Genomic DNA, 25,179 nt, shown 5'->3' with positions numbered 1-25,179 from the left:
TCATGTGTTGGTGCATGACTGATGTTTCTCTGTAGGCAAAATACTTTCCTGTCACGCTTATTTGCTCAATCCACCAGAGGAGATATGCCAAAAGAGGTAGTGCTCCCCGGCGAGGCATGGAAGTTGCTGTGGTGATTCGTCCAATCACCGCAGAAGACGGGGAGGAGAACATGCGTGCAGCCGGTTTTGCCCCGGCTCCCGCGGCAGTGTCGAATGCGCTGACCGAACGTGAGGAGCAGACCCTGCAGTTGATCGCTGCGGGCAACAGCAACAAGCAGATCGCCCGCGAACTGGGCATCAGCGATGGCACGGTGAAAATCTATGTGCGCAGCCTGCTGCGTAAATTTCACCTGCACTCGCGCCTGGAACTGGCCAGCTGGGTGCACCGGCATACCGGCATGGCCTCGGCCAGCACCCAGGGCGCGGTCGGGCCAGCGGGGGTCGCGGGTCTGATCAACGACCTGCCGGTGCTGATCTACCGCGGCGATAACGCCCGCACCTGGTACATGGATTACGTCAGCGAAGGCTGCCTGCAACTGACTGGCTACTCCGCCGAGTACCTGACCCGCGATCCCGCACACAGCTTCGGTTCACTGATCCTCACCGAGTACGCCGACTATGTCTGGTACTGCGTTCAGTGTGCGTTGCTCAAGCACGAGCCGTTTCAGCTGCGCTACCGCATCTGCTGCGCCGATGGGCGGATCAAGGAGGTCTGCGAGACGGGCGTCGGCGTGTATTCCGCCAGTGGCGAGGTGCTGGGCGTGGAAGGGGCGATCTTCGAAGCGGCGAGCTGAACCGCCGTTGTCCGAAAGAGGAGACGCCATGAACGAAAAAGCCCCCGTTGGTGAGAGCGGGGGCTTTTCATGCAGAGGCCTCAGAACCTGTTCTCAGGCTTGTGAGAGGGTGGAGATCTGCCTACGCCGGTACAGCGTATCTCGGCGCGACAGCAGCAGGTACAGAGGCAGGGGACGACGATCGCCACCAGCCAGGACAGATCGGCGCCATCGAGCTTGCTGGCCATCGGGCCGGTGTAGATCGGCGTGACCGCGAACGGCAGTTGCACCAGGATGCCCACTGCGTAGGCGCTCACCGCATTGGGATTGAAGCGCCCGTAGATGCCGCCGTTGGCGTCGAACAGCGAAGGGATGTGGTAGCGCTGTTTCTGTACCAGGTAGAAGTCGGCGACTTGGCCGACGCTGTTGCTTTCGATGAGCTCTTGCTGGGAGATGGACGGTTCTCCTGCGCAAAATGGCGACGGCACGCTGCTCCGCGTGAACGGGACAGGGCCGGAGTGAATGCGTGGTTGGTTGCGACTGAGCGGGTCAGCTGCGCCTGTCGCGGGAGAGCCCGCAGACGGGGGAGAACGGGCAGGAGTAGAGCAGCAAGGCTGTGCGGGACACCATGGGAAAACCTACTTCTTGTCTTTATTCGGATAGGGTTTTGCGTCTCGCCGCAAGGGCGAAGCCGCTGCCCGGCGTGGCCGGGGCAGCGGTTACGGGGCTCAGCGGAAGGCCGGCACCACGTGCTGGATGAACAGCTCCAGGGACTTTTTCTTCTCCGCATAGGGCAGGCTGTTGTCGGCCCAGAAGCTGAATTCGTCGACGCCCAGTTCCTGGTAGTGACGAATGCGCGCGATGATTTCCTCGGGCGTGCCGATCATGGTGTTCTTGCGGATGTTCTCCAGCTCGAACTCCGGGCGCTCCTTGAATTTCTCCTCGGGGCTCGGGGCCAGCAGGCCGTCGACCGGGGTGATCTTGTTGCCGAACCAGGCATCGAAGGTGCGGTAGAAGCGCGAGATGGCGGCGGCGCCGACCTTCCAGCCCTCGGGATCGTCCGCCAGGTGCACGTGGGTGTGGCGCAGCACCATCAGCTGCGGGCGCGGCACGTCCGGGTTGTTGGCCAGGGCGGCCTTGAACTTGTTGTTCAGGTCGACCACTTCCTCGTCGCCCTTCATCAGCGGCGTGACCATCACGTTGCAGCCGTTGGCCACCGCGAAGTTGTGCGAGTCCGGGTCGCGGGCGGCGATCCACACCGGCGGGTTCGGCTGCTGCAGCGGCTTGGGCGACGAGGTGGTGGACGGGAATTTCCAGATCTCGCCGTCGTGGGCGTAGTTGCCCTTCCACAGCGCCTTGACCACCGGCACCATCTCGCGCAGGTACTTGCCGCCGTCGCTGGCGGGCATGCCGCCGGCCATGCGGTCGAACTCGTACTGGTAGGCGCCACGGGCCAGGCCCACTTCCATGCGACCGTTGCTGATCACGTCGAGCAGGGCGCATTCGCCGGCCACGCGGATCGGGTTCCAGAACGGCGCGATGATGGTGCCGGCACCCAGACGGATGCTGTTGGTGCGGGCCGCCAGGTACGCCAGGATCGGCATCGGGCTCGGCGAAATGGTGTATTCCATGGCGTGGTGCTCGCCAACCCACACGGTGCTGAAGCCACCGGCCTCGGCCAGCAGGGTCAGCTCGGTCAGTTGCTCGAAGAGCTCGCGATGGCCAACTTCCAGGTCGTAGCGTTCCATGTGGACGAACAAAGAAAATTTCATGTCGCTTTCCTCGATTTTTGTAAGGCCCCAGGCGCTGTCGGGACTGGCCGCCTTGCAGGATCATGCGGCTCATGGTTTATGGTTTACGGTATACCATAATATAAAATGCTTTGACGAGTATTAGGGCGACCAGTGCTATCGAAAGCGTCAGTGGCTGGCCGCCTGCCAGGCGTTCCAGCGTTGTGCAATGCGCTCGCCGTTCAGGCTCCAGTACTTGAAGTCCAGGGTGATCTGCCCGGTCTTGTGAGCGCCGGGCTGGTTCTCCGCCAGCTTGGGATCCACCAGCGCGGAGGCTCCGAGGCTGACCGGCGCGTAACCGGTCAGCGAAGAAAAGTCGGCCTGGGGTTTCGGGCTGGTGGCATAGGCGATGAATGCTTGCGCTGCCTCGACATGGCGTGAACCGCGCGGAATCACCAGGAAGTCGCCAGTAACCAGGTTCTGCTGCCAGCTCATGCCCACCGGTGCGCCCTGATCATGCAGGGCGTTGACTCGACCATTCCAGAACATGCCCAGGCTGGCGGTGCCGGAGGCGAGCAACTGCTGCGATTCGTCGCCACTGCCCCACCAGACGATATCTCCCTTGATGCTGTCGAGTTTGCGGAAGGCGCGATCCAGATCCAGCGGATACAACTGTGCGGGGTTCACCCCATCGGCGAGCAGGGCAATTTCCAGCACGCCGGGGCTCGGCCATTTGTACAACGCGCGCTTACCGGGATAGGTTCGGGTGTCGAACAGTGTCGCCCAGTTCTGCGGGGCTTCGCGCAGCGCCTGGGTGTTGTAGCCGAGGACGAAGGAAAAGTAGAACGAACCGGTACCGTAGATGGTGACGAAGCGCGGGTCGATAGTGTGCTTGGCGATCTGCTTGAAGGCCAGCGGCTCGAGCAGCCCTTCACGGCCGGCGCGCAGGGCGAAATCCGCCTCCACGTCGACCACGTCCCAGGTTACCTGGCCACTCTCCACCATGGCTTTGAAGGCGGCATAGTCGGTAGGCCCGGCCTGCTCGACACGGATGCCGGTCTGCCGGGTGAAGGGTTCGCTCCAGGCGCGGGTCTGCGCCGCCTGGGTGGTGCCACCCCAACTGACGAAGGTGATGCTCTGCTCGGCGTGAGCGGTCGACAACAGCTGCAATCCCAGCAGCATGGCCAGCAATGTACGCATGAAAATCCCTCCCCGACGATAGAAACACATGGGTATGCACCCCTGGAACTCAGCAGGTGCGGTATACCGTAATAGCGTTTGGCAAGATACGCTCCAACGGTTCAGGCAAACGGGAGAGGGCGATGGACTGGGAACGGCAGTACCATCGATGCCCGAAGTGGGCGTTACCGGCCCCTCGGGCGCTACCGGTTGGGTGCCTGATGACGGGTCAGGCTAAGGCGGGCAGTGCGCCCATTTTGCCTCGGCAATAGACCATCGGCACGACAGCTTCTTCAGGCACGATCAGGTTCTTCACCGCGCCAACCAGGATGGCGTGGTCGCCGCCCTCGTATTCGCGCCACAGCTCGCATTCGATGATTGCCGTGGCACCCTCCAGCAACGGGTTGCCCAGTGCGCTCAGCGTCCACTCGATTCCTGCGGCCTTGTCCTTGCCCTTGCGGGCGAAGGCGTAGGCCTCGGCGCTCTGCTCGGCGGAGAGCAGGTGGATGGCGAAGCGCTTGCTGCGGATCAGCACCGGGTAGGAGTCGGAGCTGTAGTTGGGGCAGAACAGCACCAGTGCGGGATCCAGAGACAGCGAACTGAACGCACTGGCGGTGAGGCCGGCGATCTGTCCGTGTTCATCCAGCGTGGTGATGACCGTGACCCCCGAGGGATAGGTGCCGAGGACGTTCTTGTACAGGATTGGGTCGATCATGATGGTTACCTCTACGGGGCCTGCTGACCCCGTTTCTATGTGTCTCAGTGAGCACCAGCGGCCTTGTTCAGGTCGCTCTCGTTCCAGCTGTCGTACAGGCAGGCATCGCTGGCGGCCCAGCGTACACGCGCCTGGGCGCCGGGCTGCAGGGGTTGCAGGCCGCTGCCCATGGCCTTGAGGGTCAGGTGGCAGCCGCCGGGTGTGACCACGTGGCAGGTCAGGCTCTCGCCGAGGAACACCACTTCGGCGACCTGCACGGGTATCTCGTTCCAGCCGGCTGGCAGTGGCGTCTGCGCAGCGATTTCCTGTGGCAGCACCTGGGCTTTTTCCGGGCGCAGCATCAGCAGCACGTCCTGATCGTTCTTCAGGTTGGCGGTTGGGGTGATCGACAGGCTCTGCTGCTCGAACTGCACCGCGGCCTGGCCACTGACTTTGGCCCGGAGGAAGTTGGAGTTGCCGAGGAAGGAGGCGACGAAGGCGTTTGGCGGGTTCTGGTAAAGGTCATAACCGCTGCCCAGACCGACGATCTTGCCGTGGCTGAAGATGGCGATGCGCTGTGACAGGCGCATGGCTTCCTCCTGATCGTGGGTCACGTAGACGATGGTGATGCCCAGGCGCCGATGCAGGTGACGCAACTCGTCCTGCAAGTCTTCGCGCAGCTTCTTGTCCAGCGCGCCGAGCGGTTCGTCCATCAGCAGGATGCGCGGTTCGTAGACCAGCGCGCGGGCAATTGCCACGCGCTGTTGCTGGCCGCCGGAAAGTTGCGCCGGACGCCGGTGCGCGAACTCGCCGAGCTGTACCAGCTTGAGCATGGCCTCGACCTGACGCTGCTGCTCGGCGGCACTCAGTTTGCGGATCGCCAGGGGAAAGGCGATGTTCTGGCGCACGTCGAGGTGCGGAAACAGCGAGTAGCGCTGGAATACCATGCCGATATCGCGCTTGTGCGGCGGCACGTTGACCAGGGATTTGCCCTCGACCAGGATCTCCCCGGAGCTGGGGGTTTCGAAGCCGGCCAGCATCGACAGCGTGGTGCTCTTGCCCGAGCCGCTGGAGCCGAGGAAGGTGAGGAACTCGCCCTCCTGGATCTCCAGGGAAATGTTATCCACAGCGGTGAAGTCGCCGTAGTGCTTGTTCAGGTTGCGCAGGCTGACCAGCGTTTGTGGTGCTCGGTTTTCTAGGATGACGGCACTCATGAAATTCTCCTCGGCACTCAGGCGTTGACGTCGGTGCGCCGGCGCACGATTGCGGCGATGACCATGACCAGCAGGGAAAGACTGATCAGCAGCGTCGAGGCGACGGCGATCACGGGGGTGAGATCCTGGCGCAGCGTCGTCCACATCTTCACCGGCAGCGTCTGCAGGCCGGGGCTGGCCATCATCACGCTGAGCACCACTTCGTCCCAGGACACCAGGAAGGCGAACAGGCCGCCGGCCACCAGGCCCGGACGGATCGCCGGGAAGGTCACCTTGACGATGGCCTGCAGGCGTGTGGCGCCGCAGATCACCGCGGCATCCTCGATGGCCTGGTCGAACAGCTTCAGCGAGTTGATGATCGAGATGATGGTGAACGGCAGCGCAACGATCACGTGGCTGACCACGAAGGCGAACAGCGTGCCGGTGTAGCCGAGCTTGAGGAACAGTGCGTAGACCGCCACGGCGATGATCACCAGCGGCACGATCATCGGCAGGGTGAACAGCGCGTACAACAGCTCACGGCCAGGAAAGCGGCCGCGTACCAGCGCGAAGGCGCTGGGCATGCCGATGGCGACCGCGCAAACGGTCGTCAGCATGGCCACCTTGAGGCTGACCAGCGCCGAGTCCATCCACTGGGCGTTGGAAAAGAACTGCCCGTACCACTTGAACGTCCAGCCCGGTGGGGGGAACACCAGCCACTGCGAGGAGCCGAACGACAGCAGCACGATGAACAGAATCGGTAACAGCAGGAACACGGCGATCAGCGCGGTGACGGTATTGAGGCCGTAGCGCAGGCCGCGGCCCATGGCATTGGGTGACAGCAGCATGGCGTTTACCTCGCAGTGCTGGAAGCCACCGGCGATTCCGGTTGCAGCTTCAGGTAGACGTAGAACAGCACCAGCGTGATGAGGATCAGCAAGGCTGCCGCCGCGCTGGCAATGCCCCAGTTGAGGAACGATTGCACCTGCTGGATGATGAATTCGGGCAGCATCATGTTCTGCGCGCCGCCGAGGAGCGCCGGGGTCACGTAGTAACCCAGGGACATCACGAAGACCATCAGCCCACCGGAGAAAATACCCGGCCGGCACAACGGCAGGAACACCTTGAAAAAGTTGCGCCACGGGCTGGCGCCGCAGATCGAGCCGGCCTGCAAGACCATCGGATCGATGGCGCTCATGGTCGCCTGCAGTGGCAGCACGATGAACGGAATCATGATGTAGCTCATGCCGATCACCACGCCAGTCAGGTTGTGCACCATCTCCAGCGGCTGATCGATGATGCCCATGGCCATCAACGTCTTGTTCACCACGCCCGAGGACTGCAACAGCACCAGCCAGGAGTAGGTGCGTGCCAGCAGGCTGGTCCACATCGATAGCAGGACGATATTCAACAGCCAGCGGCCCCAGCCGCGCGGCATCAGGGTGATCGCCCAGGCCAGGGGGAAACCCAGCAGCAGGCTGATCACGGTCACCAGCCCGGCTACCGCGAAGGTGTTGAACAGCACCCTGGAGTAGGCCGAATTGGCGAAAAGTTGTGTGTAGTTGCCCAGGCCCGGCTCCGGTTCCAGCACGCCGCGCAGCAGCAGGCCGATCAGCGGCGTCAGGAAGAACAACCCAAGGAACAGCAGGGCCGGCAGCAGGTACGGGGCGCCGCGCCAGCGCGCCGCCCGTTCCGCGTTACCGTCGGCGCTGTCGCGCCGACGGCTTGCTGCACCGACCTCAGGGGTACGGAGCGCGGTCATTTCACTTCACCAGCCATTCGTTCCAGCGGGTGGCGATGTCCGCCCCGTTCTTCGCCCAGTAGGCATAGTCCAGGGTGATCTGATCGCTCACGTGCGCGGTGGGCAGGTTCGGTGCCAGCACCGAGTCCAGGCGCTGCACGCTGTCGACGTTGACCGGCGCGTAGGCAGTGAGGTTGGCGAAGTCGGCTTGGCCCTTGGCGCCGCTGGCGTGAGCCAGGAACTTCATGGCCGCGTCCTTGTTCTTGGCACCCTTGGGAATGACCAGGAAGTCGGCCATGACCAGGTTCTGTTTCCAGCTTGCCGCCACTGGCGCGCCGTCTTCCTGAAGGGCATAGATGCGGCCGTTCCAGAACTGGCCGATGCTCGCCTCGCCGGAGGCCAGTAGTTGCTGCGACTGAGCGCCGCCGCCCCACCAGACGATGTCTTTCTTGATGGTGTCGAGTTTCTTGAAGGCGCGATCCAGATCCAGCGGGTAGAGCTTGTCGGCGGCGACGCCGTCGGCAAGCAGGGCCAGCTCGATCACCCCGGGGCTCGGCCACTTGTACAGGGCGCGTTTGCCGGGGTAGGTCGCCGTGTCGAACAGCGCGCTCCAGTCCTCCGGCTGCTGGTTGCCGAGGCGGCCCTCGTTGTAGCCGAGTACGAAGGAGAAGAAGAACGAACCGACACCGTGATCGGAGACGAAGCGCGGGTCGATCTTGTCGCGCTCGATGACGCCGAAGTCCAGCGGTTCGAGCAGGCCTTCGGCGGCGGCGCGCAGGGCGAAATCGGCCTCCACGTCGACCACGTCCCACTGTACGTTGCCGCTTTCGACCATGGCCTTGAGCTTGCCGTAGTCGGTGGGCCCGTCTTGCACCACGGTGATCCCGTTGGCCTTGCTGAACGGGTCGGCCCAGGCCGCCTTCTGCGCATCCTGGGTGGTGCCCCCCCAGCTGACGAAGTTGACGGTTTCGGCAGCGGCCGTGGTGGCGACTGCTGCACTCAGAATGCTCGCGGCGAGCATCGAGGTCACACCTTTGATTAACACCATCTTGCTTGCCCTCTTTGTTGTGTTTTTTCGCAAGCGAGCGTTGTGCCCGCTTAACCGGAGCAGTGGATCCAAGGGATCTGAATGGCGGCCGATATCGGTGCTGTCTTTGTGGTTTTCCCTTGCGGGGCACACGATAAACTAGCTGGCCTTAGGGATATCATATTATGGTATTCCAAACTTTCCGCAAGCGCTTTGCCACACTTCATGTCTCGGCGGCGTGACCGGTCATCCGCAGCCTTTGCTCACTCGAAGGGTACGCTCTCCACGACCTCCAGCTCATAGCCGGCAAGACCTGCGTATTTGAGCGGCGGGCCCAGGTGACGCAGCTTACCGACGCCCAGATCCTGCAGAATCTGTGCCCCGGTGCCGACTTCGGAATAGACGCGTGTCTGGCCGCGATTGAACGGGCGTTGCGGCTGCGTCAGCTGCGGTACGCGTTCGAGCAGCGCCTGGGACGATTCGTGGTTGGCCAGCACCACTACGACACCTTTGCCATCGGTAGCGATGCGTTCCAGGGCGGCCCACAGCGTCCAGCTGCGCGGGCCGGTGTATTCGGCGCCCACCAGATCGCGCAGCGGGTCGATGGCATGCACGCGCGCCAGGGTGGGCTCGTTGTGGCGAATATCGCCCATCACCATGGCCATGTGCACGCCACCGGCGATTCGGTCTTCATAGGTGATCAGGCGGAACTCGCCGTGCACGGTGGGCAGCGCGCGCTCGCCGATGCGGGTGACCGTGTGCTCGGTGCTCAGGCGGTACTGGATCAGGTCGGCGATGGTGCCGATCCTGATACCGTGCGAATCGGCGAAGCCTTCCAACTGCGGGCGGCGGGCCATGCTGCCGTCTTCGTTCATGACTTCGACTATCACCGCCGCTGGGGTCAGGCCGGCCAGCCTGGCCAGATCGCAGCCAGCTTCGGTGTGCCCGGCACGGGTCAACACGCCGCCTTCCTTGGCGCGCAGCGGGAAGATATGGCCCGGCTGCACCAGGTCGGCTGTCGTCGCACCAGGCGCCACGGCGGTGAGAACCGTATGGGCGCGGTCGGCGGCGGAAATGCCGGTGGTGATGCCGCTGGCGGCTTCGATGGAGACGGTGAAGGCGGTGGAAAACACGCTACCGTTACTCGGTACCATCTGCTCCAGCCCCAGACGCTGGCAGTGATCGTCGGTCAGGGTCAGGCAGATCAGCCCACGCGCTTCACGGGCCATGAAGTTGATCGCCTGAGGCGTGCAGAACTGTGCGGCGAGCAGTAGGTCGCCCTCATTCTCGCGGTCTTCGTCATCGACCAGCAACACCATTTTGCCCTGGCGGAAGTCATCGATGAGTTCACGGATGGAGTGGAAGGGCATGGCGGATCTCGTCGACTGGGCTATTTTAAATTATGGTATACCGTAATACGAATTCAATTTAAAGGAAGTCAATCAATGAAGGGTTACTGGATCGCGCATGTGGACGTCACCGACCCCGAGCGCTACGTGGAATACACCAAGCGCGCCCCGGCGGCCTTCGCTGCTTTCGGTGGCAAGTTTCTCGCCCGCGGCGGCCGCTCCGAGGCGCAGGAAGGCCGCGCCACGCCGCAGCGTAGCGTGGTGATCGAATTCCCCTCCTACGATCAGGCTGTGGCCTGCTACCGCTCCGAGGCCTACCAGCAAGCCAGCAGCTACCGGGCCGGCGCAGCACGCTCGGAAGTGATCATCGTCGAAGGCATGGAGCCCTGAGCGTTTTTGACGATGGGGGTTGGCGGCTGTAAGGCGCAAGCGGCCGTAGGGTGGATCGGGGCGCGTAGCTAGCGCTCTTTTTGTCCACCAACTCGTAGGATGGGTGAAACCCATCAATTGCCGATGGGTTGCACCCATCCTACGACCGTCCGCTCCCGCCTTTAATCGGCCCATGCCTGGCTGTTGACCATTTAGCGAATGAAATGAATCTTGCCGTTGTCGTCGCTGCCCATGTAGATCCCGTAGATGCCCGCTTCGCGCTCGGCGATGTAGCGTTCGAGGATCTGCCGGATGGCCGGATAGTAGATCTGCTCCCAGGGAATGTCCTCGGGTGCGAAGAAGCGGCGGGCCAGGGTTTCGCTGCCGAAGTAGCCGGTGTCTTGCAACAGCCGGGCACGGAAGATCAGGTACACCTCGCTGATCGAGGGCACGCTGAAGATCGAGTAGGGGCAGAGGATTTCGGCGACCACGCCGGCTTCTTCGCGTACCTCGCGCAGCGCTGCCTGTTCGGTGGTTTCGCCGTTTTCCATGAACCCCGCGGGCAGCGTCCAGGTGCCGATGCGCGGCGCGATGGCGCGTTGGCAGAGGAGATAGCGGCCATCCTGCTCGATGATACAGCCGGTGATGACCTTGGGGTTTTCGTAGTGAATATGCCCGCAGCCGCCGCACACCAGCCGCGAATGGTCGTCGCCTGTTGGGCGGCGCCGTTCCAGCGTCGCGCCGCCGCATTGCTGACAGAAGCGCGGGCTGGGCATGCGGGTCAGCGACCGATACGCGGGTCTGGCAGGCTGATGGGCGCGACGATATCGCGGGCCTTGGCACCTTCCTGCTTGGCTTCCAGGTATTCCAGGGCGACTTTGGCCGCGGTGCGCACGTGATCCACCGAGGCTTGGTGAGCGGCCAGCGGGTCGCCGCTCTTGATCGCCTCGACGATGCGTTCCATTTCCTGGTTGCTGGTGCTGCGCCGGTTGCTCTGCGACACCGAGGTCGCGCGCAGGTAGCTGATACGTGCCTGCAACTGACGCAGCTGGGTGGCGGCAATGTCGTTGCCCGAGCCTTCCATCAGCACGTTGTAGAACTCCTGTACCGACTCCAGCACGTCCGGCAGTTCGCCTTCTTCGAGGGTCTTGCGGTTGTTCTCCAGGGCACGTTCCAGAGCGCGGATGTCCTTGGCGCGGGCGCGCAGGGTGAACAGCTGGACGATCATGCCTTCCAGTACACAGCGCAGCTCGTAGAGGTCGCAGGCGTCTTCCAGGGTGATGATTGCCACACGCGGGCCCTTGGCATCGGCGAATTCCACCAGTCCTTCGGACTCCAGATGACGCAACGCCTCGCGCACCGAGGTGCGGCTGACCCCCAGCCGATTACACAGGTCGCGCTCCACCAGGCGGTCGCCGGGTAGCAACTGGAAATTCATGATGGCGTTGCGCAGCTTGTCCAGGACGATCTCCCGCAGGGTCACGGGATTGCGGTTGACCTTGAAGCTATCGTCGATCGGCTGGCGTTTCATGGTTAGGGCTCGAGTTATAGGTATGGGATCACTCAAACTATGCCTCGGCCTGCTGGGCCTCGGCATCCGCTTCGGCAAAGGCCTCACGGGCAATACGGAAGCTGTCGACCGCAGCAGGCACGCCGCAATAGATGCCGACCTGAAGCAGAATCTCGCGAATCTGCTCGCGGCTGAGGCCGTTACGCAGGGCACCGCGAATGTGCAACTTCAGCTCGTGCGGGCGATTGAGCGCAGAAATCATGGCCAAGTTTATCATGCTGCGTTCCTGCATCGATAAGCCTTCGCGACCCCATACATGCCCCCAGCAGTATTCGGTGACCAGCTCCTGCAGCGGGCGGTTGAAGTCGTCGGCACTCTCCACCGAGCGTTTCACGTAATCCTCGCCCAGCACCTGGGTGCGAATCTGCAGACCCTTCTCGTACTTGTCGTTGCGCATACCTACTCCGCATTAAAAACGCTCACGCGCTAGGAGGATGCGCGTGAGCGCAAAGGGTTTCAGGCAATGGCCGGCAGGGCGCCGAGTTTGCCGCGGTGATAGATCATCGGCACCGGCGCCTCCTCGGGCAGGATCAGGTTCTTCACCGTGCCGACCATGATGGCGTGGTCACCACCGTCGTACTCGCGCCACAGTTCGCATTCGATGATCGCGGCGGCGTTTTTCAGCAGCGGGTTGCCCTGCTCGCTCAGCGTCCATTCGATACCGGCGGCTTTGTTCTTGCCCTTGCCGGCAAAGGCATAGGCTTCGGCCTGTTGCTCGGCGGATAGCAGGTGAATCGCGAAGCGCTTGCTGTCGCGCAGCACCGGGTAGGAATCGGAGCCGTAGTTGGGGCAGAACAGCACCAGTGCCGGGTCGATCGATAGAGCGCTGAAGGCACTGGCGGTGATGCCGACGATGCCGCCGTCCGGGCCCAGGGTGGTGACGATGGTCACCCCCGAGGGGAAGGCGGCCATGACGGATTTGTACAGTCCGGGTTCGATCATGTGTGCTTTCCTCGATGCGCTCAGCGCATCACGAACGGGTCGGGCATCGGCGCTTGCGACAGGTTGATCCACACCGTTTTCAGTTCGGTGTAGGCCAGCACGGAATCGATGCCGCTCTCGCGGCCATAGCCGCTGTTGCCGAAACCACCGATCGGCGCCATGGCCGAAACGGCCCGGTAGGTATTGACCCAGATGATGCCCGAGCGCACGCCTTTGGCCATGCGGTGAGCACGGCCCAGGTCGCGCGTCCAGATGCCGGCGGCAAGGCCGAACTGCGAGTCGTTGGCCATGGCCAGCGCTTCGGCCTCGTCCTGGAAACGGATCACCGAGGCCACCGGGCCGAAGACCTCTTCCTGCATGATGGTCATCGAATGGTCGTCGCATTCGAACAGGGTCGGTTCGTAATACCAGCCTTCGCCTTCGACCTGCGGACGCTTGCCACCCAGGCGCAGCGTCGCGCCTTCGGCGACGGCAGTGGCGACCAGGCGCTCGACCACGGCCAGTTGCTGAGCGGTGGCCATGGGGCCCATCTCGCTGGCGTCGTCCTGCGGGTTGCCGATGCGGATGCGTTTGGCACGCTCGACCAGGCGTTCGACGAATGCGTCGTAGATGCTGTCCTGCACCAGCAGCCGCGACCCGGCCACGCAACTCTGCCCGGAGGCGGCGTAGATGCCGGCGACCGCGCCGTTCACGGCGCTGTCGAGATCGGCGTCGGCGAAGATGATGTTCGGCGACTTGCCGCCCAGTTCCAGCGACAGCTTGGCGAAGTTCTCCGCGCTGGCGCGCACCACATGGCGCGCGGTGGCGGCGCCGCCGGTGAAGGCGATCTTGCGCACCAGCGGGTGGCTGGTCAACGCCGCGCCGGTGGTCGGGCCGTAGCCGGTGACCACGTTGACCACGCCGGCCGGGAAGCCCGCCTCGAGTGCCAGGCGGGCCAGTTCGAGGATGGTCGCCGAGGCATGTTCCGAGGGCTTGAGCACGATGGTGTTGCCCGCTGCCAGTGCTGGCGCGAGCTTGATCGCGGTCAGGTACAGCGGGCTGTTCCAGGGAATGATCCCGGCCACCACGCCAATCGGTTCGTGGGTGGTGTAGGCGAACATGTCCGGCTTGTCGAGGGGCAGGGTGCCGCCTTCGAGCTTGTCGGCCAGGCCCGCGGTGTAGTGGAAGAACTCCGGCAGGTAGCCGACCTGGCCACGGGTTTCGCGGATCAGCTTGCCGTTGTCACGGCTTTCCAGCTGGGCCAGGGCTTCCTTGTTCTCGGCGATCAGGTCACCGAGGCGACGCAGCAGTTTGCCCCGTGCGGTGGCGCTCAGGCTGCGCCAGGCGGGGTTGACGAACGCCGCCTGAGCGGCCTGCACGGCGCGCTCGACGTCTTCGCCGGCGGCATCCGGGAGCACCGCCCAGGCCTGAGCGCGAGCCGGGTCGAGGCTCTCGAAGGTGTTGCCGGACAGCGCGTCGACCCACTGGCCGTCAATGCACATCTGATAGCGTGCGAGTGTCATGCGACGATCCCCTTTACGGTGTTCTGCAGCTGGCTGGCTTCTGCGAGGAATTCCAGCAGCATCTGGTTGACCAGGCGCGGCGATTCCACCGGCATCATATGCCGTTGTTCGGCCAGCACCACGGCCCTGGCGCCTGGAATGCACTGCGCCAGTTGTTCGGCCATCTGCGGCGTCGAGCCCGGATCGAGCTCGCCGGTGGCGATCAGGGTCGGCACGCGGATTTCAGCCAGAGCGTCGGCGCGATACATGTCCTGGGTGGCGAACAGCGTATAGGTGGTCAGGTAGCCCTGGGCGTCGTTGCCGGCCAGAGTCTGGCGGATGGCGGCGATCTGCGCCGGGTTGGCAGCTTGGTATTCACGGCTGAACCAGCGCGACAGCGCAGCTTCGGCATTGGCGTCAGGGCCATGTTCGGCGGCCTGGGCAGTACGCTTGATGACGCCGGCACGCTGCTCGGGGCTGCGGTTGAATACGCTGTTGAGTATCACCAGGGCGGCGATGCGTTGCGGGTAATGCAATGCGAAGGCTCGTGCCACCAGGCCGCCCATGGAGAAGCCGATCACCGTGGCCTGCTGCTGGCCGAGGTGATCGAGCAGTTCGCGCAACTGCTCGGCGTAACCGGCCAGGTCGGTGTCCACTGCCGGTCGCGGGCTGTCGCCGTGGCCGAGCATGTCATAGACGATGACCTGGAAATGCTGGGCCAGGCCAACCACCTGGCCGCCCCACATGTCCTTGGTCAGGCCGACACCGTGGATCAACACCACGGGTTGGCCCTGGCCGATCACTCGGTAACTGGTGCCGGCGGGGGTGCGTTCAGCAAGATGCCGAATCATGGCCTGCTCCCGATCACTGCGCCTTCTCGGCGGCCAGTTCTTCCAGATCGATATAACGGTTACCGATGCGCGGATGCAGGCGACCACCGTTGGCGGCGCCCAGTACCACGACGATTTCGTCGGCACGCGGCGCGTCTTCGATCTGCATTTCCAGGGTGATGTAGTGCGAACGCAGGCCTTCGTCGTCCTTGTGCATCATCGGAATCTGGATCGACGTACCCGGACCTCCACGCTTGTTGGTGAAGCTCAGGTAGCTCTTGGCCTGAACCGCTTCGCGGTAATGGTTGCCGAAGCGCAGGGTGTGGATAACTGCCGAGGCGTGCTCGATTTCACCATCGGCACCGACCACGGCGGCCTTGCCATAGGCCTCGATCTTGTCGGCACCGCCGATAGCGGAGGTCAGGCGCGCGACCATCAGCTCACCCAGCTCGGAGCAGTTGGCTTTGATCACCGGCTTGAGGTCTTCGACAAAGCCGTTGCCAGCCCACGGGTTCTTGATCACCACGGCCAGGCCGACCATGGTGACCGGCTTGTCAGTGGCCTTGCCGCCTTCGATCAGGGTTTCTTCTGCATAGCTGACGATCTTGCGAATCTCGAAACTCATAACAGCTCCCTGGCTGAGTGGTTGTGAGTATTATGGTATACCAGAATATATGATATGCAAACATCTCCGAACGTCAGGCACAGCGCCGCCTGGGCAGCAATCAGAGATGGCGCCAGCCGGGTAAAAAGGGTTGTTTTATGCAGAAAGGAACGGCAGTAAAAGCGTCGTAGGGCGGGCCGCGCAGGTACAACCCATCAATCGTAAATGGGTTGCACCCATTCTACGGCGATAAAGCCCATTCTTCCGCGATTCGCCTCAACGCCAGCCGTGGCTGGCGCTGGCCACCGCATCGTGGGCGTGCAGACTTTCGGCGTGGGTTACCTGGATATGGAAACCGCTGATCCCCGGCATCGCCAACAGTACGCCATGCAGGCGGCGCGCAGCGTCTTCGCAGAACATCAGGTTCTGGCCGTTGGCCAGAGCGAAGGCTTGTTCGTCGGCGCGCTTGACGGCGGTCTGCACGGCGGTGCCCAGGGCGGCCTCCGCCCGGTCGAGCAGATCGATGAAGGGCAGCGCGGTCGCCTCGTTCTTCAGGCGAACCAGAATGGCGGCTTCGCTGCGCTGGCTGTGGGGCGTGGCGACGATACCGGCGCTGCTGCCAAGCCAGGCGTGCAGCTCATCGAAATCGGGCTGGCGCTCGGTGAAGTCTTCGGCGAGGCGCTGCTGGATCAACTGACGTGCCAGGGCCGCGGAGCAGGGGCAGGTCGACGAGTAGCCCAACTGCAACCCCAGCTCCAGATGGAAGCCGCCTGGATCGAGGCGCGATCTGATCGTCAGCGGATAGGCCTTGTAACCGGAGAGCGGGCTGACCAGTGCCGGACGCTCGATCAGCCATTCACCGTGCAGATCCAGATAGGCGCACAGCGACAGGTCGCGGTGGCTGTCCAGGAAGCGTTCCAGCACCTGGCGCAGCAAGGCCGGCGACAACGGCTCTCGCCGCAACTCGGCCAGTGCCAGGTACAGGCGCGACATATGAATGCCGCGGGTCTGGCCATCATCCAGGCTGACCCCGGCATCGATCCGCGCGCTCACGGCCTGCTCCTCTATCCGCACGGGCAGGGCGATGCCGCGCATACCGACCCAGTCGAGTGTGGCGGCGGAATCGTCGCTGCGCTGGGCGGCGATATCGGGCAGGTTACTTCGGTGCTTCATTGATCATCCTTGCTGGTAGTCATTACAATGCGACTTTAAATGTTATGTTATAACACTTAAAGTTAATCCAGTGAGCCTGCCATGACCGTCGATGAACTGCTTGCCCTGCCGCCCCAGGCCTACATGAACGAAGCCCAGCAGGGCTTCTTCCGTGACCTGCTCAACGAACAGCGCCAGGCACTGCAGCAACGCATCGACGACGAGTTCGATGCGCTGCGTGAACAGGATCGCTCCGCCGACGAGGCCGATCAGGCCAGCCGTGAGGAACAGCGGCAGTGGCAACTGCGCCTGCTGGAGCGTGAAAAGAAGCTGCTCGACAAGATCGACCAGGCCCTGGAGCGCCTGGCTCGCGGTGAGTACGGCTGGTGCCGCGAAACCGGCGAGCCGATCGGTCTGCGCCGCTTGCTGCTGCGGCCCACGGCCAGCCTGTGTATCGAGGCGAAAGAGCGCGAAGAACAGCGCGAACGCCACCAACGTGACCTGTGAACCCTGATGCTGATGAGGAACCCGCCATGCCCGACCGTCTTCCCGTTACCGTGCTTTCCGGCTTTCTCGGCGCCGGCAAGAGCACCCTGCTCAACCATGTGTTGAAGAACCGCGACGGCTTGCGCGTCGCGGTGATCGTCAACGACATGAGTGAAATCAACATCGACGGCAGTGAGGTGCAGCGCGATGTCAGCCTCAACCGCGCCGAAGAAAAGCTGGTGGAGATGAGCAACGGCTGCATCTGCTGCACCCTGCGCGAGGACTTGCTCGACGAGGTCAGCCGACTGGCCCGTGATGGCCGCTTCGACTACCTGCTGATCGAGTCCACTGGCATCTCCGAGCCGCTGCCAGTGGCGGAAACCTTCACCTTCCGCGACGAGCAGGGCCAGAGCCTGGCTGATCTGGCGCGCCTGGATACCCTGGTCACGGTGGTCGACGGGGTGAATTTCATGCAGGATTTCCAGGCCGCCCAGAGCCTGGCCAGCCGCGGCGAAACCCTCGGGGAGGAAGACGAGCGCTCGATCAGCGACCTGCTGATCGAACAGGTCGAGTTCGCCGATGTGCTGTTGATCAGCAAGATCGACCTGATCAGCCAGGCCGAGCGCGAAGAGCTGACGGCCATCCTGCGTGGCCTCAACACCCGCGCACGGATTCTGCCGATGAGCATGGGCGCGGTACCGCTGCCGGCGATTCTCGACACCGGCCTGTTCGATTTCGAGCGTGCCGCCGAGTCGCCCGGCTGGCTCAAGGAAATGCGTGGCGAGCACGTACCGGAAACCGAGGAGTACGGCATCGCCTCCAGTGCCTACCGGGCGCGCCGGCCCTTTCACCCGCAGCGCTTCTTCGATTTTCTCAACCGTGAATGGGTCAACGGCCGGCTGCTGCGCTCCAAGGGTTTCTTCTGGCTGGCCAGCAAGTACCAGGAAGCCGGCAGCTGGTCGCAGGCCGGTGGCCTGATGCGCCATGGCCTGGCCGGACGCTGGTGGCGTTTCGTGCCGAAGAGCCAGTGGCCCCAGGATGAAGATGGCCTCAAGGGCATCATTCGCCAGTGGGACGCAGCCAGCGGTGACTGCCGCCAGGAACTGGTATTCATCGGCCAGAACATCGACTTCGCACGACTGCACGCGGAGCTGGATGACTGCCTGCTCAGCGATGCGGAAATGGCCGCCGGCGTCGAGGCCTGGCGCCAGCTGCCGGATCCGTTCGGCCCCTGGGAGGCGGCGGCATGATCCTCGCCTTCAAGCCGCGTCACGCGCCGCGGCAGATCATCCGTGACGACGTCGATGTGCTCGCCGAGGCTCTGCACGACGATGTCAATCTGGCGGTCTGGCAGCGTCAGTTGCCGGATCATCTGGCCAGCTTCGCCGACAGCCTGCTGGCCCAGGGCGAGCCGCTGGCGCAAGCGCTGAGCATCGATCTGCCTGACGCAGAGGCCGAACCTGCGTTGCCCGGCCTGCTCGCCGGGTACAGCGACATGCCCGGGCAGGCGGCATTTCTCGCCGATGTGGCCTGGTTGGTTCAGGTCTACGCCTGCCTGCTCGACGCGCGCAGCATCGGCTTGCGCCTGCGCGCGCTGGATGCTGCCATGTGCCCACGCTTCCACGTCGACCGCGTGCCGCTACGGCTGATCACCAGCTATGCCGGCCCCGGTAGCCAGTGGCTGCGTGAAGGGATCATGTCACGCCAGCACCTCGGCGGGCCCCAGGCGCTGCCTGCGGAGAATGCCGTGGTCGAGCAGATTGGCTGCGGTCATGTGGCGCTGCTCAAGGGCGAGCGCTGGATCGGCAACGAAGGCCGTGGTCTGGTGCATCGTTCGCCCGCTTTGCCAGCGGGTGAACGGCGCCTGCTGTTGACCCTCGACTGGCTGGCCTGAACGCCTTGACCGATTGCGGATTGGCAGGCAAAAAAAAGCTGCGCCCGAGCGCAGCCACAAAGCAGCCAGTGCCTGACCGGCTGCGAAGAGAACCTGTATTAAGACGCAAACGGATGACGATTGGATGACGGCTCAGTAGCCTATCCACACGCCTTTGCTTTGCCGTTCGCAGAACGGCTTGAGGTAGGCGGCGTCGTTGGCCACGCCGTAATAGTGGATGTCCTGCTGGTAGGGTGTACCGCCGACCTTGGCGTTGCGGCAAACGCCGAACGCGCCGCTGGGGCACTGTTCGACGAAGCTGACTTCGACCTTCTGGCCCTTGAGCTGCGGTTGGCAGAAGCCCTTGCGGAACAGGTTCGGCGGAATGCTGCGGTTCTGCTGGCAGACCTTTATGTCCAGTCGCTCGGCCTGGCTGTGCACCACGCAGGCTTCGCCCCAGGCCAGGCCGGACAGACTACACAACACCAGGGGCAGCAAACGGCGCATCGATCCAACTCCAGAGAATGATGCGCAACTGTAGAGGCTGTGGCGAGATTATCGCAAGCCGAGCTTTCCCCTGCGCCGCCGACCCTTCACCATAGCGCCATGTTGAAACAGATACCCACCCACCTGATTGCCGGCCCGCTGGGCGCTGGCAAGACCAGCCTGATCCGTCAGTTGCTGGCGCAGCGGCCTGCGGGCGAGCGCTGGGCGGTGCTGATCAACGAGTTCGGACAGATCGGCCTGGACGCCGCGTTGTTGGCCCGTGACGAGGATGGCCTGAGCTTCAGCGAGGTGGCCGGTGGTTGCCTGTGCTGCGTCAATGGCGTGCCCTTTCAGGTCGGCCTGGGCCGTCTGCTGCGCAAGGCCAAACCGGATCGCCTGTTCATCGAACCATCCGGGCTTGGCCATCCGCTGAGTCTGCTGGAGCAACTGAGCCAGGCGCCCTGGGAGGGTGTACTGGCCGTGCAGCCGCTGCTGATGGTGCTCGACGCCGCTGCCCTGGCGGCCGGCGTGCCGCTCGCCGATAGTCAGCGCGATGCCTTGCCCCATGCCGGGCTGCTGGTGCTGAACAAGAGCGAGGGGGTCGATGACGCAGCCCGTGCGCGCATCGAAGACAGCCTGCAGCGCGCGCTGTGCTGGACGAGCCAGGGCGTGTTGCCGTTCAGCCGTCTGCCAACGGCATCCGTGACAGCCGCGGCTAGCGGATCTTTACCGGATGGCCCGTTACCACCCGCTGCGGTCTGGCGCAGCGTCGAGGAGCCGATCTGCCTGATCCAGGATCAACCCGAGGGCTGGAGCATCGGTTGGCGCTGGCACCCCAGCCAGCGTTTCGACCTGCTGCGGGTGCAGCAATGGCTGGCGACGCTGGCCTGGCGACGTGCCAAGCTGGTGCTGCAGACCAATGCCGGCTGGCTCTCGGTCAACGCCCTGGAGGGACAGGCCTTGCACTGGCAAAACAGCGAGTGGCGCAAGGATTCACGGTTGGAGCTGATCTTCAGCAGCCCTCAGGACGCCGCCGAGCTGCGCGCGGCAATGGCTGCCTGCCGCGCGTGATGGGGGCGTCCGGTTCAGGCGATCAGTCGTTCATCCGCGAGTGGGTGCGGGTGTCCTTCATGGTCACGTAGACCAGCAGCGAGCAGGCGATACAGCCAGTCACGTACCAGTAGAAACCGCTCTCCAGGCCCACGCTCTTGAACCACAGCGCCACGTACTCGGCGGTACCGCCGAAGACCGACACGGTCAGCGCGTACGGCAGGCCGACGCCCAGGGCGCGGATCTCGGTGGGGAACAGCTCGGCCTTCACCACCGCGTTGATCGAGGTGTAACCGCTGACGATGATCAGCGCCGCCATGATCAGGAAGAACGCGCCCCACCAGGTCTGTACGGTATGCAGCGTGGTGAGGATCGGGTAGGTGAACAGCGTGCCCAGTACACCGAAGGCGATCAGGATCGGGCGCCGGCCGATCTTGTCGGACAGCGCGCCCACCATCGGTTGCAGGAGCATGAACAGGAACAGCGTGGCGGCCGAGATCATGGTCGAGTCGTTCTTGCTCATGCCCACGGTGTTGACCAGGTACTTCTGCATGTAGGTGGTGTAGGTGTAGAAGGCCAGGGTACCGCCCATGGTCAGGCCGACCACGGTGAGCAGTTCCTTGGGATGGCGCAGCAGGGTGCGCATGATGTTTTCCTTCGGCGCCTCGCTCTTCTTGAACGAGTCGGTCTCCTCCATGCCGCGACGCAGGTACATGGCCACCACGGCGCACAGCGCACCGATCACGAAAGGCACACGCCAGCCCCAGGTTTCCAGCTGCTCTACGGTCAGGGTCTGCTGCAGGATGATCAGCACCGCCAGGGCGATGAGCTGGCCCGAGATCAGCGTCACGTACTGGAAGCTGGAGAAGAAACCACGACGTTCCTTGGTCGCCATCTCCGACAGATAAGTGGCTGAGGTGCCGTATTCGCCACCGACCGACAGGCCCTGCAAGAGGCGCGCGATCACCAGCAATACCGGCGCGGCGACGCCGATGGTTTCATAGCTGGGGGTCAGGGCGATGATCAGCGAGCCGAAGCACATCAGCAGTACCGAAGCCAATAGCGCGGCCTTGCGACCCTTGCGGTCGGCGTAGATGCCCATCAGCCAGCCGCCGATGGGACGCATCAGGAAGCCCACGGCGAAGATCGCGGCAGTGTTGAGCAACTGTGCGGTCATGTCGCCCTGGGGGAAAAAGGCTTTGGCGAAGTACAGCGAAAAGGCGGCGTAGACGTACCAGTCGTACCATTCGACGAGATTGCCGACGGAGCCGCTGAAAATGGATTTGATGCGTTGGGACGTGGTGCGCGTTTGCGCGGGGGCAGACAGCGTGCTGGTGCTTTCCATCATGTTTCCTCGATCTCGTCATTATTCTTGTACGCACAGATAGGCGCTGGCTGGCTCATTGCAGAAGCTGTGCCAGGGGCCAGGAGGCCCGGCCTGCGGGGCTTGAGGCGAGATCGGAGGGGAAAAGTCTGGCGGAAACCTGCTAGGTCGTTGCCCGGTCTAGCGGAATCTTGCCAGGCTGCGTTCAGCTGGTGCTGGGCGTCTCGCTATCGAGAAAGTCGGTGCGCAGCAGACCATGGCGCTGCATCTTCTCGTTCAGGGTGCGACGTGGCAGTTGCAGCAGTTCGGTGACCATTTTCATGTCGCCGTGGCAACTGGTCAGGGCCTCGCGCAGGCATTGCGCCTCGAAGGTCTCCATGCGCGCACCGAGCGAGTTATCCACAGCGGCTGCCTGGTTGGCGGGGCCGGATAGCGCCAGCACATGGCGCTCGGCGGCGTTGACCAGCTCGCGCACATTACCCGGCCAGTCGTGGGCCAGCAGATGGGCGAGTAACGCCGGGGTGACCGGCGGTACCGGGCGTTCGAAGCGCTGGCCGATTTGCCGGGCGTGGTGCTCGAACAGCATGGGCACATCCTCGCGGCGTTCGCGCAACGCCGGCAGTTGCAGCTCGGCGACGTTGAGGCGGTACAGCAGATCCTGGCGAAATTGCCCCTCGCGCACCCGCTCGTGCAGATCCGGCTTGGTGGCGGTCACCACACGCAGGTCGAGAGCGATCACCTGGTTGGAACCGAGTCGCTCGAGCTGACGTTCCTGCAACACGCGCAACAGTTTGACCTGCTGGCCCAGGGGCATGCTTTCGATTTCGTCGAGGAACAGGGTGCCGCCGTTGGCATGTTCGAGCTTGCCGATACGCTTGCCCTGGGCACCAGTGAAGGCACCGCTTTCATGGCCGAACAGCTCGCTCTCGAAGAGGTTTTCCGGGATGGCCGCACAGTTGAGGGCGACGAAGGGGCCGTTGGCGCGCGGGCCGAAGTCGTGCAGGCAGCGGGCGACCAGTTCCTTGCCGCTACCGGTCTCGCCGCGCATCAGCACGTTGGCCGGCGTGTGTGCCAGTTCGAGTACCTGACGACGCAACTGCACCATGGCCGTGGAGAAACCGAGCAGACGACCGGCCAGCTCATCCTTGTGCTCGACCTGCTGGCGCAGTTGCCGGTTCTCCTGGGTCAGCCGACGCTTTTCCAGTGCGCGGCGCAGACTGCCGAGCAGGCGCTCCGGGGTGAAGGGTTTCTCGATGAAGTCATAGGCGCCCAGGCGCATGGCTTCCACGGCCTGGGGCACGTCGCCATGGGCGGACACCAGCAGGAACGGCAGCTCGGCATCGCGCGCCTGCACCTGTTCCAGCAGCGCCATGCCGTCCATCCCCGACATGCGCAGGTCGCTGATCACCACGCCGGGGAAGTCTTCGGGCAGCAGTTCCAGGCATTCCCGGGCACTGGCACACAAGTGCACCTGAAAGCCCGAGCGCTCCAGCCATTGGCGCACGGCTTCGCGGATGGGCGCCTCGTCGTCGACGAAAATCACGCTGGGGGTCATGCGGTCTCCTGTGGGGCAGCGGGCAGGCGCAGGGTGAAGCGGGCACCGCCCTCGGGACGGTTGGCGGCCTGCAGGTCGCCGTCCAGTTCACGAACGATGGCATAGGACACCGCCAGGCCGAGGCCCAGGCCATCGCCCACCGGTTTGGTGGTGAAGAAGGGATCGAACAGCTGCGGCAAGGCTTCGGCATCGATACCTGCGCCGATATCGTCGATATACAGCGCCCAGTGATCGTCTGTGAGCTCCAGTTCGATTGTAAGGCGTGGCGCCGGGTGATCCTGCATCGCATCGAGGGCGTTGCGGATCAGGTTGACCAGCACCTGTTCCAGGCGTATCGCATCGCCGGCGACCCAGGCGGGTTGCTCTGGCGTGCGCTGGATGTGCACCTCGACATCCCGCAGGCGTGGCTCCAGCAGTTGCAGGGCCTTGTCGAGCACGGCGCCCAGTTCCAGGGTTTCGCGCAAGCCGCCGGGGCTCTTGCGTGCGTAGGTTTTCAGGTGGCCGGCCAGGGCGGCCATGCGCTGCAGCAGTTCCTCATGGCGAACCAGGGACTGGCGCGCCTCTTCCAGTTCGCCGTCGGCGAGGATCATGCGCAGGGTGCCGAGGTGCACCTGCAGGGCGGTCAGCGGCTGGTTGATTTCATGGGCGAGGGCGGCGGACATCTGCCCCAGAGCGGCCAGTTTGGCGGCCTGTACCAGACCCTCCTGGGCAGTGCGCAACGCGGCAGTGCGTTGTTCGACCAGCGCCTGCAATTCGTCACTGGCACGCTGGCGCAAACGGGCGATACGCCAGCGCTGATGTACCACCAGGCCGAGCAGAAACAGCGCCAGCCATGCGCCGCCAGCGGCCAGGCTCGCGGCGTGGGTGTTGTCGGCGATGCTGCGGGTGTCGCGCAGCAGGTGCAGCGTCCACTCCTCGCTCTCCAGGGCGCGGGTTTCCCACAGGTAGTCGCCAGCCAGCTCCGGGCTGTCGATGCGTACCAGGCGGCCTTCATCGGCGAGGGATTGGCGTTGCCGGTAACTCAAGGGTGCCAGGGGCTTCTTGTCGTACTGGCGGGTGGCTGCGAGGGTCTCGCGCACCGCTTCGGGGATCGCCTGCAACTCGCGGTAACGCCAGGCGGCCCGGTTGGCGATAAAGGTGATGCCCTGTCGATCACTGACCAACAGCACGTGAGGGCTCTGGCTCCAGGCCTGCTCGATGCTGGGGAACTCCAGTTTGACCACCACGGTGCCGAGAAACCGCCCGCTGCCATCGCGCACGGCATGGGAAAGGAAATAGCCAGGAATGCCGCTGGTCACGCCCACCGCATAGAAACGCCCGGTGTCATGGCTGCGCGCTTCGCTGAAATACGGGCGGAAGCTGTAGTCGTGGCCGACGTAACTGGTCGGCAGGCGCCAGTTGCTGGCGGCGATGCCCAGCCCGTCGGCATTCATCACCTGCAGCGTCGAGGAATGGGCGGCGGCGTTGATGGCTTCCAGTTTGAGATTCAGGCGATGCTGCAACACCGGCGTGAGCGGGCGCTGCAGGGCTTCGCCCAGCTCGGGATCGAGCGCCAGCACCGCAGGCAATGCGCGGTAGCGGTCGATCAGGGTTTGCAAAGTACCGGCGTAGGCGGCCAGCTGTTCCTGCGCCTGTTGGCCGGCTTCCGCCAGACGCTGGCGTTCGGCCTGACGCTCGGCCAGGTAGACGGACAGGCACAGGCCAGCGAGCAACAGGGCAGTCAGCAGGACGATGCGCAGGGAGCGGGAGGACATGAACGCGGATCAGCCAG

27 protein-coding genes are annotated in these 25,179 nt (G+C 63.9%); 6 read left to right on the top strand and 21 right to left on the bottom strand.

Going from position 1 to position 25,179, the window contains the following annotated elements; all coding sequences use genetic code 11:
- Positions 1 to 170 precede the first annotated feature (170 nt).
- A complete protein-coding gene (locus DNK10_RS11840) occupies positions 171 to 794 on the top strand; it encodes a LuxR C-terminal-related transcriptional regulator (protein WP_131191688.1) in 624 nt (207 codons plus the stop codon).
- A gap of 80 nt (positions 795 to 874) precedes the next feature.
- Here DNK10_RS11840 and DNK10_RS11835 read toward each other — a convergent pair whose 3' ends face one another.
- From DNK10_RS11835 to ribBA, 9 genes are all read right to left on the bottom strand, one after another.
- Positions 875 to 1,261: a cytosine permease gene (locus DNK10_RS11835; RefSeq protein WP_244216242.1), complete on the bottom strand. Its 387-nt coding sequence runs from the start codon at positions 1,259 to 1,261 to the stop codon at positions 875 to 877.
- Positions 1,262 to 1,501: 240 nt separating this feature from the next.
- Complete coding sequence (locus tag DNK10_RS11830; protein WP_131181954.1) at positions 1,502 to 2,545, bottom strand: LLM class flavin-dependent oxidoreductase; 1,044 nt, start codon at positions 2,543 to 2,545, stop codon at positions 1,502 to 1,504.
- A 147-nt stretch (positions 2,546 to 2,692) separates the two neighbouring features.
- The gene (locus tag DNK10_RS11825; RefSeq protein WP_131191687.1) at positions 2,693 to 3,703 is read right to left on the bottom strand and encodes an ABC transporter substrate-binding protein; all 1,011 of its coding nucleotides are present in this window, start codon (positions 3,701 to 3,703) and stop codon (positions 2,693 to 2,695) included.
- Positions 3,704 to 3,911: 208 nt separating this feature from the next.
- On the bottom strand, positions 3,912 to 4,397 hold the full coding sequence (locus DNK10_RS11820) for a flavin reductase family protein (protein ID WP_131181952.1): 486 nt from the start codon (positions 4,395 to 4,397) through the stop codon (positions 3,912 to 3,914).
- 44 nt (positions 4,398 to 4,441) lie between these two features.
- The gene (locus DNK10_RS11815; protein ID WP_131191686.1) at positions 4,442 to 5,590 is read right to left on the bottom strand and encodes an ABC transporter ATP-binding protein; all 1,149 of its coding nucleotides are present in this window, start codon (positions 5,588 to 5,590) and stop codon (positions 4,442 to 4,444) included.
- Positions 5,591 to 5,607: 17 nt separating this feature from the next.
- Positions 5,608 to 6,417, bottom strand: coding sequence for an ABC transporter permease (locus tag DNK10_RS11810; RefSeq protein ID WP_131191685.1), 810 nt, complete (start codon positions 6,415 to 6,417; stop codon positions 5,608 to 5,610).
- A 5-nt stretch (positions 6,418 to 6,422) separates the two neighbouring features.
- Positions 6,423 to 7,331 (bottom strand): ABC transporter permease, encoded by a 909-nt coding sequence (locus tag DNK10_RS11805; RefSeq protein WP_131191684.1) that lies wholly within the window; start codon positions 7,329 to 7,331, stop codon positions 6,423 to 6,425.
- A gap of 1 nt (position 7,332) precedes the next feature.
- The gene (locus DNK10_RS11800; protein WP_131191683.1) at positions 7,333 to 8,358 is read right to left on the bottom strand and encodes an ABC transporter substrate-binding protein; all 1,026 of its coding nucleotides are present in this window, start codon (positions 8,356 to 8,358) and stop codon (positions 7,333 to 7,335) included.
- 242 nt (positions 8,359 to 8,600) lie between these two features.
- Positions 8,601 to 9,707 (bottom strand): bifunctional 3,4-dihydroxy-2-butanone-4-phosphate synthase/GTP cyclohydrolase II, encoded by a 1,107-nt coding sequence (ribBA, locus tag DNK10_RS11795; RefSeq protein WP_131191682.1) that lies wholly within the window; start codon positions 9,705 to 9,707, stop codon positions 8,601 to 8,603.
- Positions 9,708 to 9,782: 75 nt separating this feature from the next.
- On the opposite strand from ribBA, the gene DNK10_RS11790 reads away from it, so the two are divergent.
- The gene (locus DNK10_RS11790; RefSeq protein WP_131181947.1) at positions 9,783 to 10,076 is read left to right on the top strand and encodes a DUF1330 domain-containing protein; all 294 of its coding nucleotides are present in this window, start codon (positions 9,783 to 9,785) and stop codon (positions 10,074 to 10,076) included.
- A gap of 191 nt (positions 10,077 to 10,267) precedes the next feature.
- Here the strand turns inward: DNK10_RS11790 and DNK10_RS11785 are convergent, their stop codons facing one another.
- The 8 genes from DNK10_RS11785 to folE2 all read right to left on the bottom strand — a co-directional run bounded on the left by DNK10_RS11785 (position 10,268) and on the right by folE2 (position 16,655).
- The gene (locus tag DNK10_RS11785) at positions 10,268 to 10,831 is read right to left on the bottom strand and encodes an NUDIX hydrolase (protein WP_131191681.1); all 564 of its coding nucleotides are present in this window, start codon (positions 10,829 to 10,831) and stop codon (positions 10,268 to 10,270) included.
- A gap of 5 nt (positions 10,832 to 10,836) precedes the next feature.
- Positions 10,837 to 11,586, bottom strand: coding sequence for a GntR family transcriptional regulator (locus DNK10_RS11780; protein WP_131191680.1), 750 nt, complete (start codon positions 11,584 to 11,586; stop codon positions 10,837 to 10,839).
- Positions 11,587 to 11,623: 37 nt separating this feature from the next.
- Positions 11,624 to 12,022, bottom strand: a complete 399-nt coding sequence (locus DNK10_RS11775) for a carboxymuconolactone decarboxylase family protein (RefSeq protein ID WP_131191679.1) — start codon at positions 12,020 to 12,022, stop codon at positions 11,624 to 11,626.
- 59 nt (positions 12,023 to 12,081) lie between these two features.
- Complete coding sequence (locus DNK10_RS11770; protein WP_131181943.1) at positions 12,082 to 12,567, bottom strand: flavin reductase family protein; 486 nt, start codon at positions 12,565 to 12,567, stop codon at positions 12,082 to 12,084.
- Between the two features lie 20 nt (positions 12,568 to 12,587).
- Positions 12,588 to 14,069, bottom strand: a complete 1,482-nt coding sequence (locus tag DNK10_RS11765) for an aldehyde dehydrogenase (protein WP_131191678.1) — start codon at positions 14,067 to 14,069, stop codon at positions 12,588 to 12,590.
- Positions 14,066 to 14,899 (bottom strand): alpha/beta fold hydrolase, encoded by an 834-nt coding sequence (locus DNK10_RS11760; protein WP_131191677.1) that lies wholly within the window; start codon positions 14,897 to 14,899, stop codon positions 14,066 to 14,068. Before DNK10_RS11760 ends, DNK10_RS11765 begins: the two co-directional genes overlap by 4 nt.
- 13 nt (positions 14,900 to 14,912) lie before the next feature.
- Entirely contained in the window at positions 14,913 to 15,503 is a 591-nt protein-coding gene (locus DNK10_RS11755; protein ID WP_131191676.1) for an amino acid synthesis family protein, read from the bottom strand.
- A gap of 255 nt (positions 15,504 to 15,758) precedes the next feature.
- Positions 15,759 to 16,655 carry a GTP cyclohydrolase FolE2 gene (gene folE2 / locus DNK10_RS11750; RefSeq protein ID WP_131191675.1) on the bottom strand — a complete coding sequence of 299 codons (897 nt, stop codon included), beginning with the start codon at positions 16,653 to 16,655 and terminating at the stop codon, positions 15,759 to 15,761.
- 81 nt (positions 16,656 to 16,736) lie between these two features.
- Between folE2 and dksA the strand changes: the two genes are divergently transcribed.
- The 3 genes from dksA to DNK10_RS11735 are packed head-to-tail and all read left to right on the top strand — an operon-like array spanning position 16,737 to position 19,014.
- Positions 16,737 to 17,141, top strand: a complete 405-nt coding sequence (gene dksA / locus DNK10_RS11745; RefSeq protein WP_131181938.1) for an RNA polymerase-binding protein DksA — start codon at positions 16,737 to 16,739, stop codon at positions 17,139 to 17,141.
- A gap of 26 nt (positions 17,142 to 17,167) precedes the next feature.
- Positions 17,168 to 18,370, top strand: a complete 1,203-nt coding sequence (gene zigA / locus DNK10_RS11740) for a zinc metallochaperone GTPase ZigA (protein ID WP_131181937.1) — start codon at positions 17,168 to 17,170, stop codon at positions 18,368 to 18,370.
- Positions 18,367 to 19,014 carry a DUF1826 domain-containing protein gene (locus DNK10_RS11735; RefSeq protein ID WP_131191674.1) on the top strand — a complete coding sequence of 216 codons (648 nt, stop codon included), beginning with the start codon at positions 18,367 to 18,369 and terminating at the stop codon, positions 19,012 to 19,014. The genes zigA and DNK10_RS11735 overlap by 4 nt, the downstream gene beginning before the upstream one ends.
- 132 nt (positions 19,015 to 19,146) lie before the next feature.
- On the opposite strand, the gene DNK10_RS11730 is transcribed toward DNK10_RS11735, so the two are convergent.
- Entirely contained in the window at positions 19,147 to 19,500 is a 354-nt protein-coding gene (locus DNK10_RS11730; RefSeq protein ID WP_131191673.1) for an NADH:ubiquinone oxidoreductase, read from the bottom strand.
- Positions 19,501 to 19,599: 99 nt separating this feature from the next.
- On the opposite strand from DNK10_RS11730, the gene DNK10_RS11725 reads away from it, so the two are divergent.
- Positions 19,600 to 20,550: a CobW family GTP-binding protein gene (locus tag DNK10_RS11725; protein ID WP_131191672.1), complete on the top strand. Its 951-nt coding sequence runs from the start codon at positions 19,600 to 19,602 to the stop codon at positions 20,548 to 20,550.
- Between the two features lie 22 nt (positions 20,551 to 20,572).
- Here DNK10_RS11725 and DNK10_RS11720 read toward each other — a convergent pair whose 3' ends face one another.
- The 3 genes from DNK10_RS11720 to DNK10_RS11710 all read right to left on the bottom strand — a co-directional run bounded on the left by DNK10_RS11720 (position 20,573) and on the right by DNK10_RS11710 (position 25,162).
- Positions 20,573 to 21,874: an MFS transporter gene (locus tag DNK10_RS11720; RefSeq protein ID WP_131181933.1), complete on the bottom strand. Its 1,302-nt coding sequence runs from the start codon at positions 21,872 to 21,874 to the stop codon at positions 20,573 to 20,575.
- Positions 21,875 to 22,058: 184 nt separating this feature from the next.
- Complete coding sequence (locus DNK10_RS11715; RefSeq protein WP_131191671.1) at positions 22,059 to 23,408, bottom strand: sigma-54-dependent transcriptional regulator; 1,350 nt, start codon at positions 23,406 to 23,408, stop codon at positions 22,059 to 22,061.
- Positions 23,405 to 25,162 carry a sensor histidine kinase gene (locus DNK10_RS11710; RefSeq protein ID WP_131191670.1) on the bottom strand — a complete coding sequence of 586 codons (1,758 nt, stop codon included), beginning with the start codon at positions 25,160 to 25,162 and terminating at the stop codon, positions 23,405 to 23,407. Before DNK10_RS11710 ends, DNK10_RS11715 begins: the two co-directional genes overlap by 4 nt.
- Positions 25,163 to 25,179 lie beyond the last annotated feature (17 nt).

This window comes from Phytopseudomonas daroniae (assembly GCF_004327275.1).
Taxonomy (GTDB): Bacteria; Pseudomonadota; Gammaproteobacteria; order Pseudomonadales; family Pseudomonadaceae; genus Aquipseudomonas; species Aquipseudomonas daroniae.
Note: the sequence above shows the minus strand (reverse complement) of the source record. Positions and strands in the feature narration are given on the sequence as shown.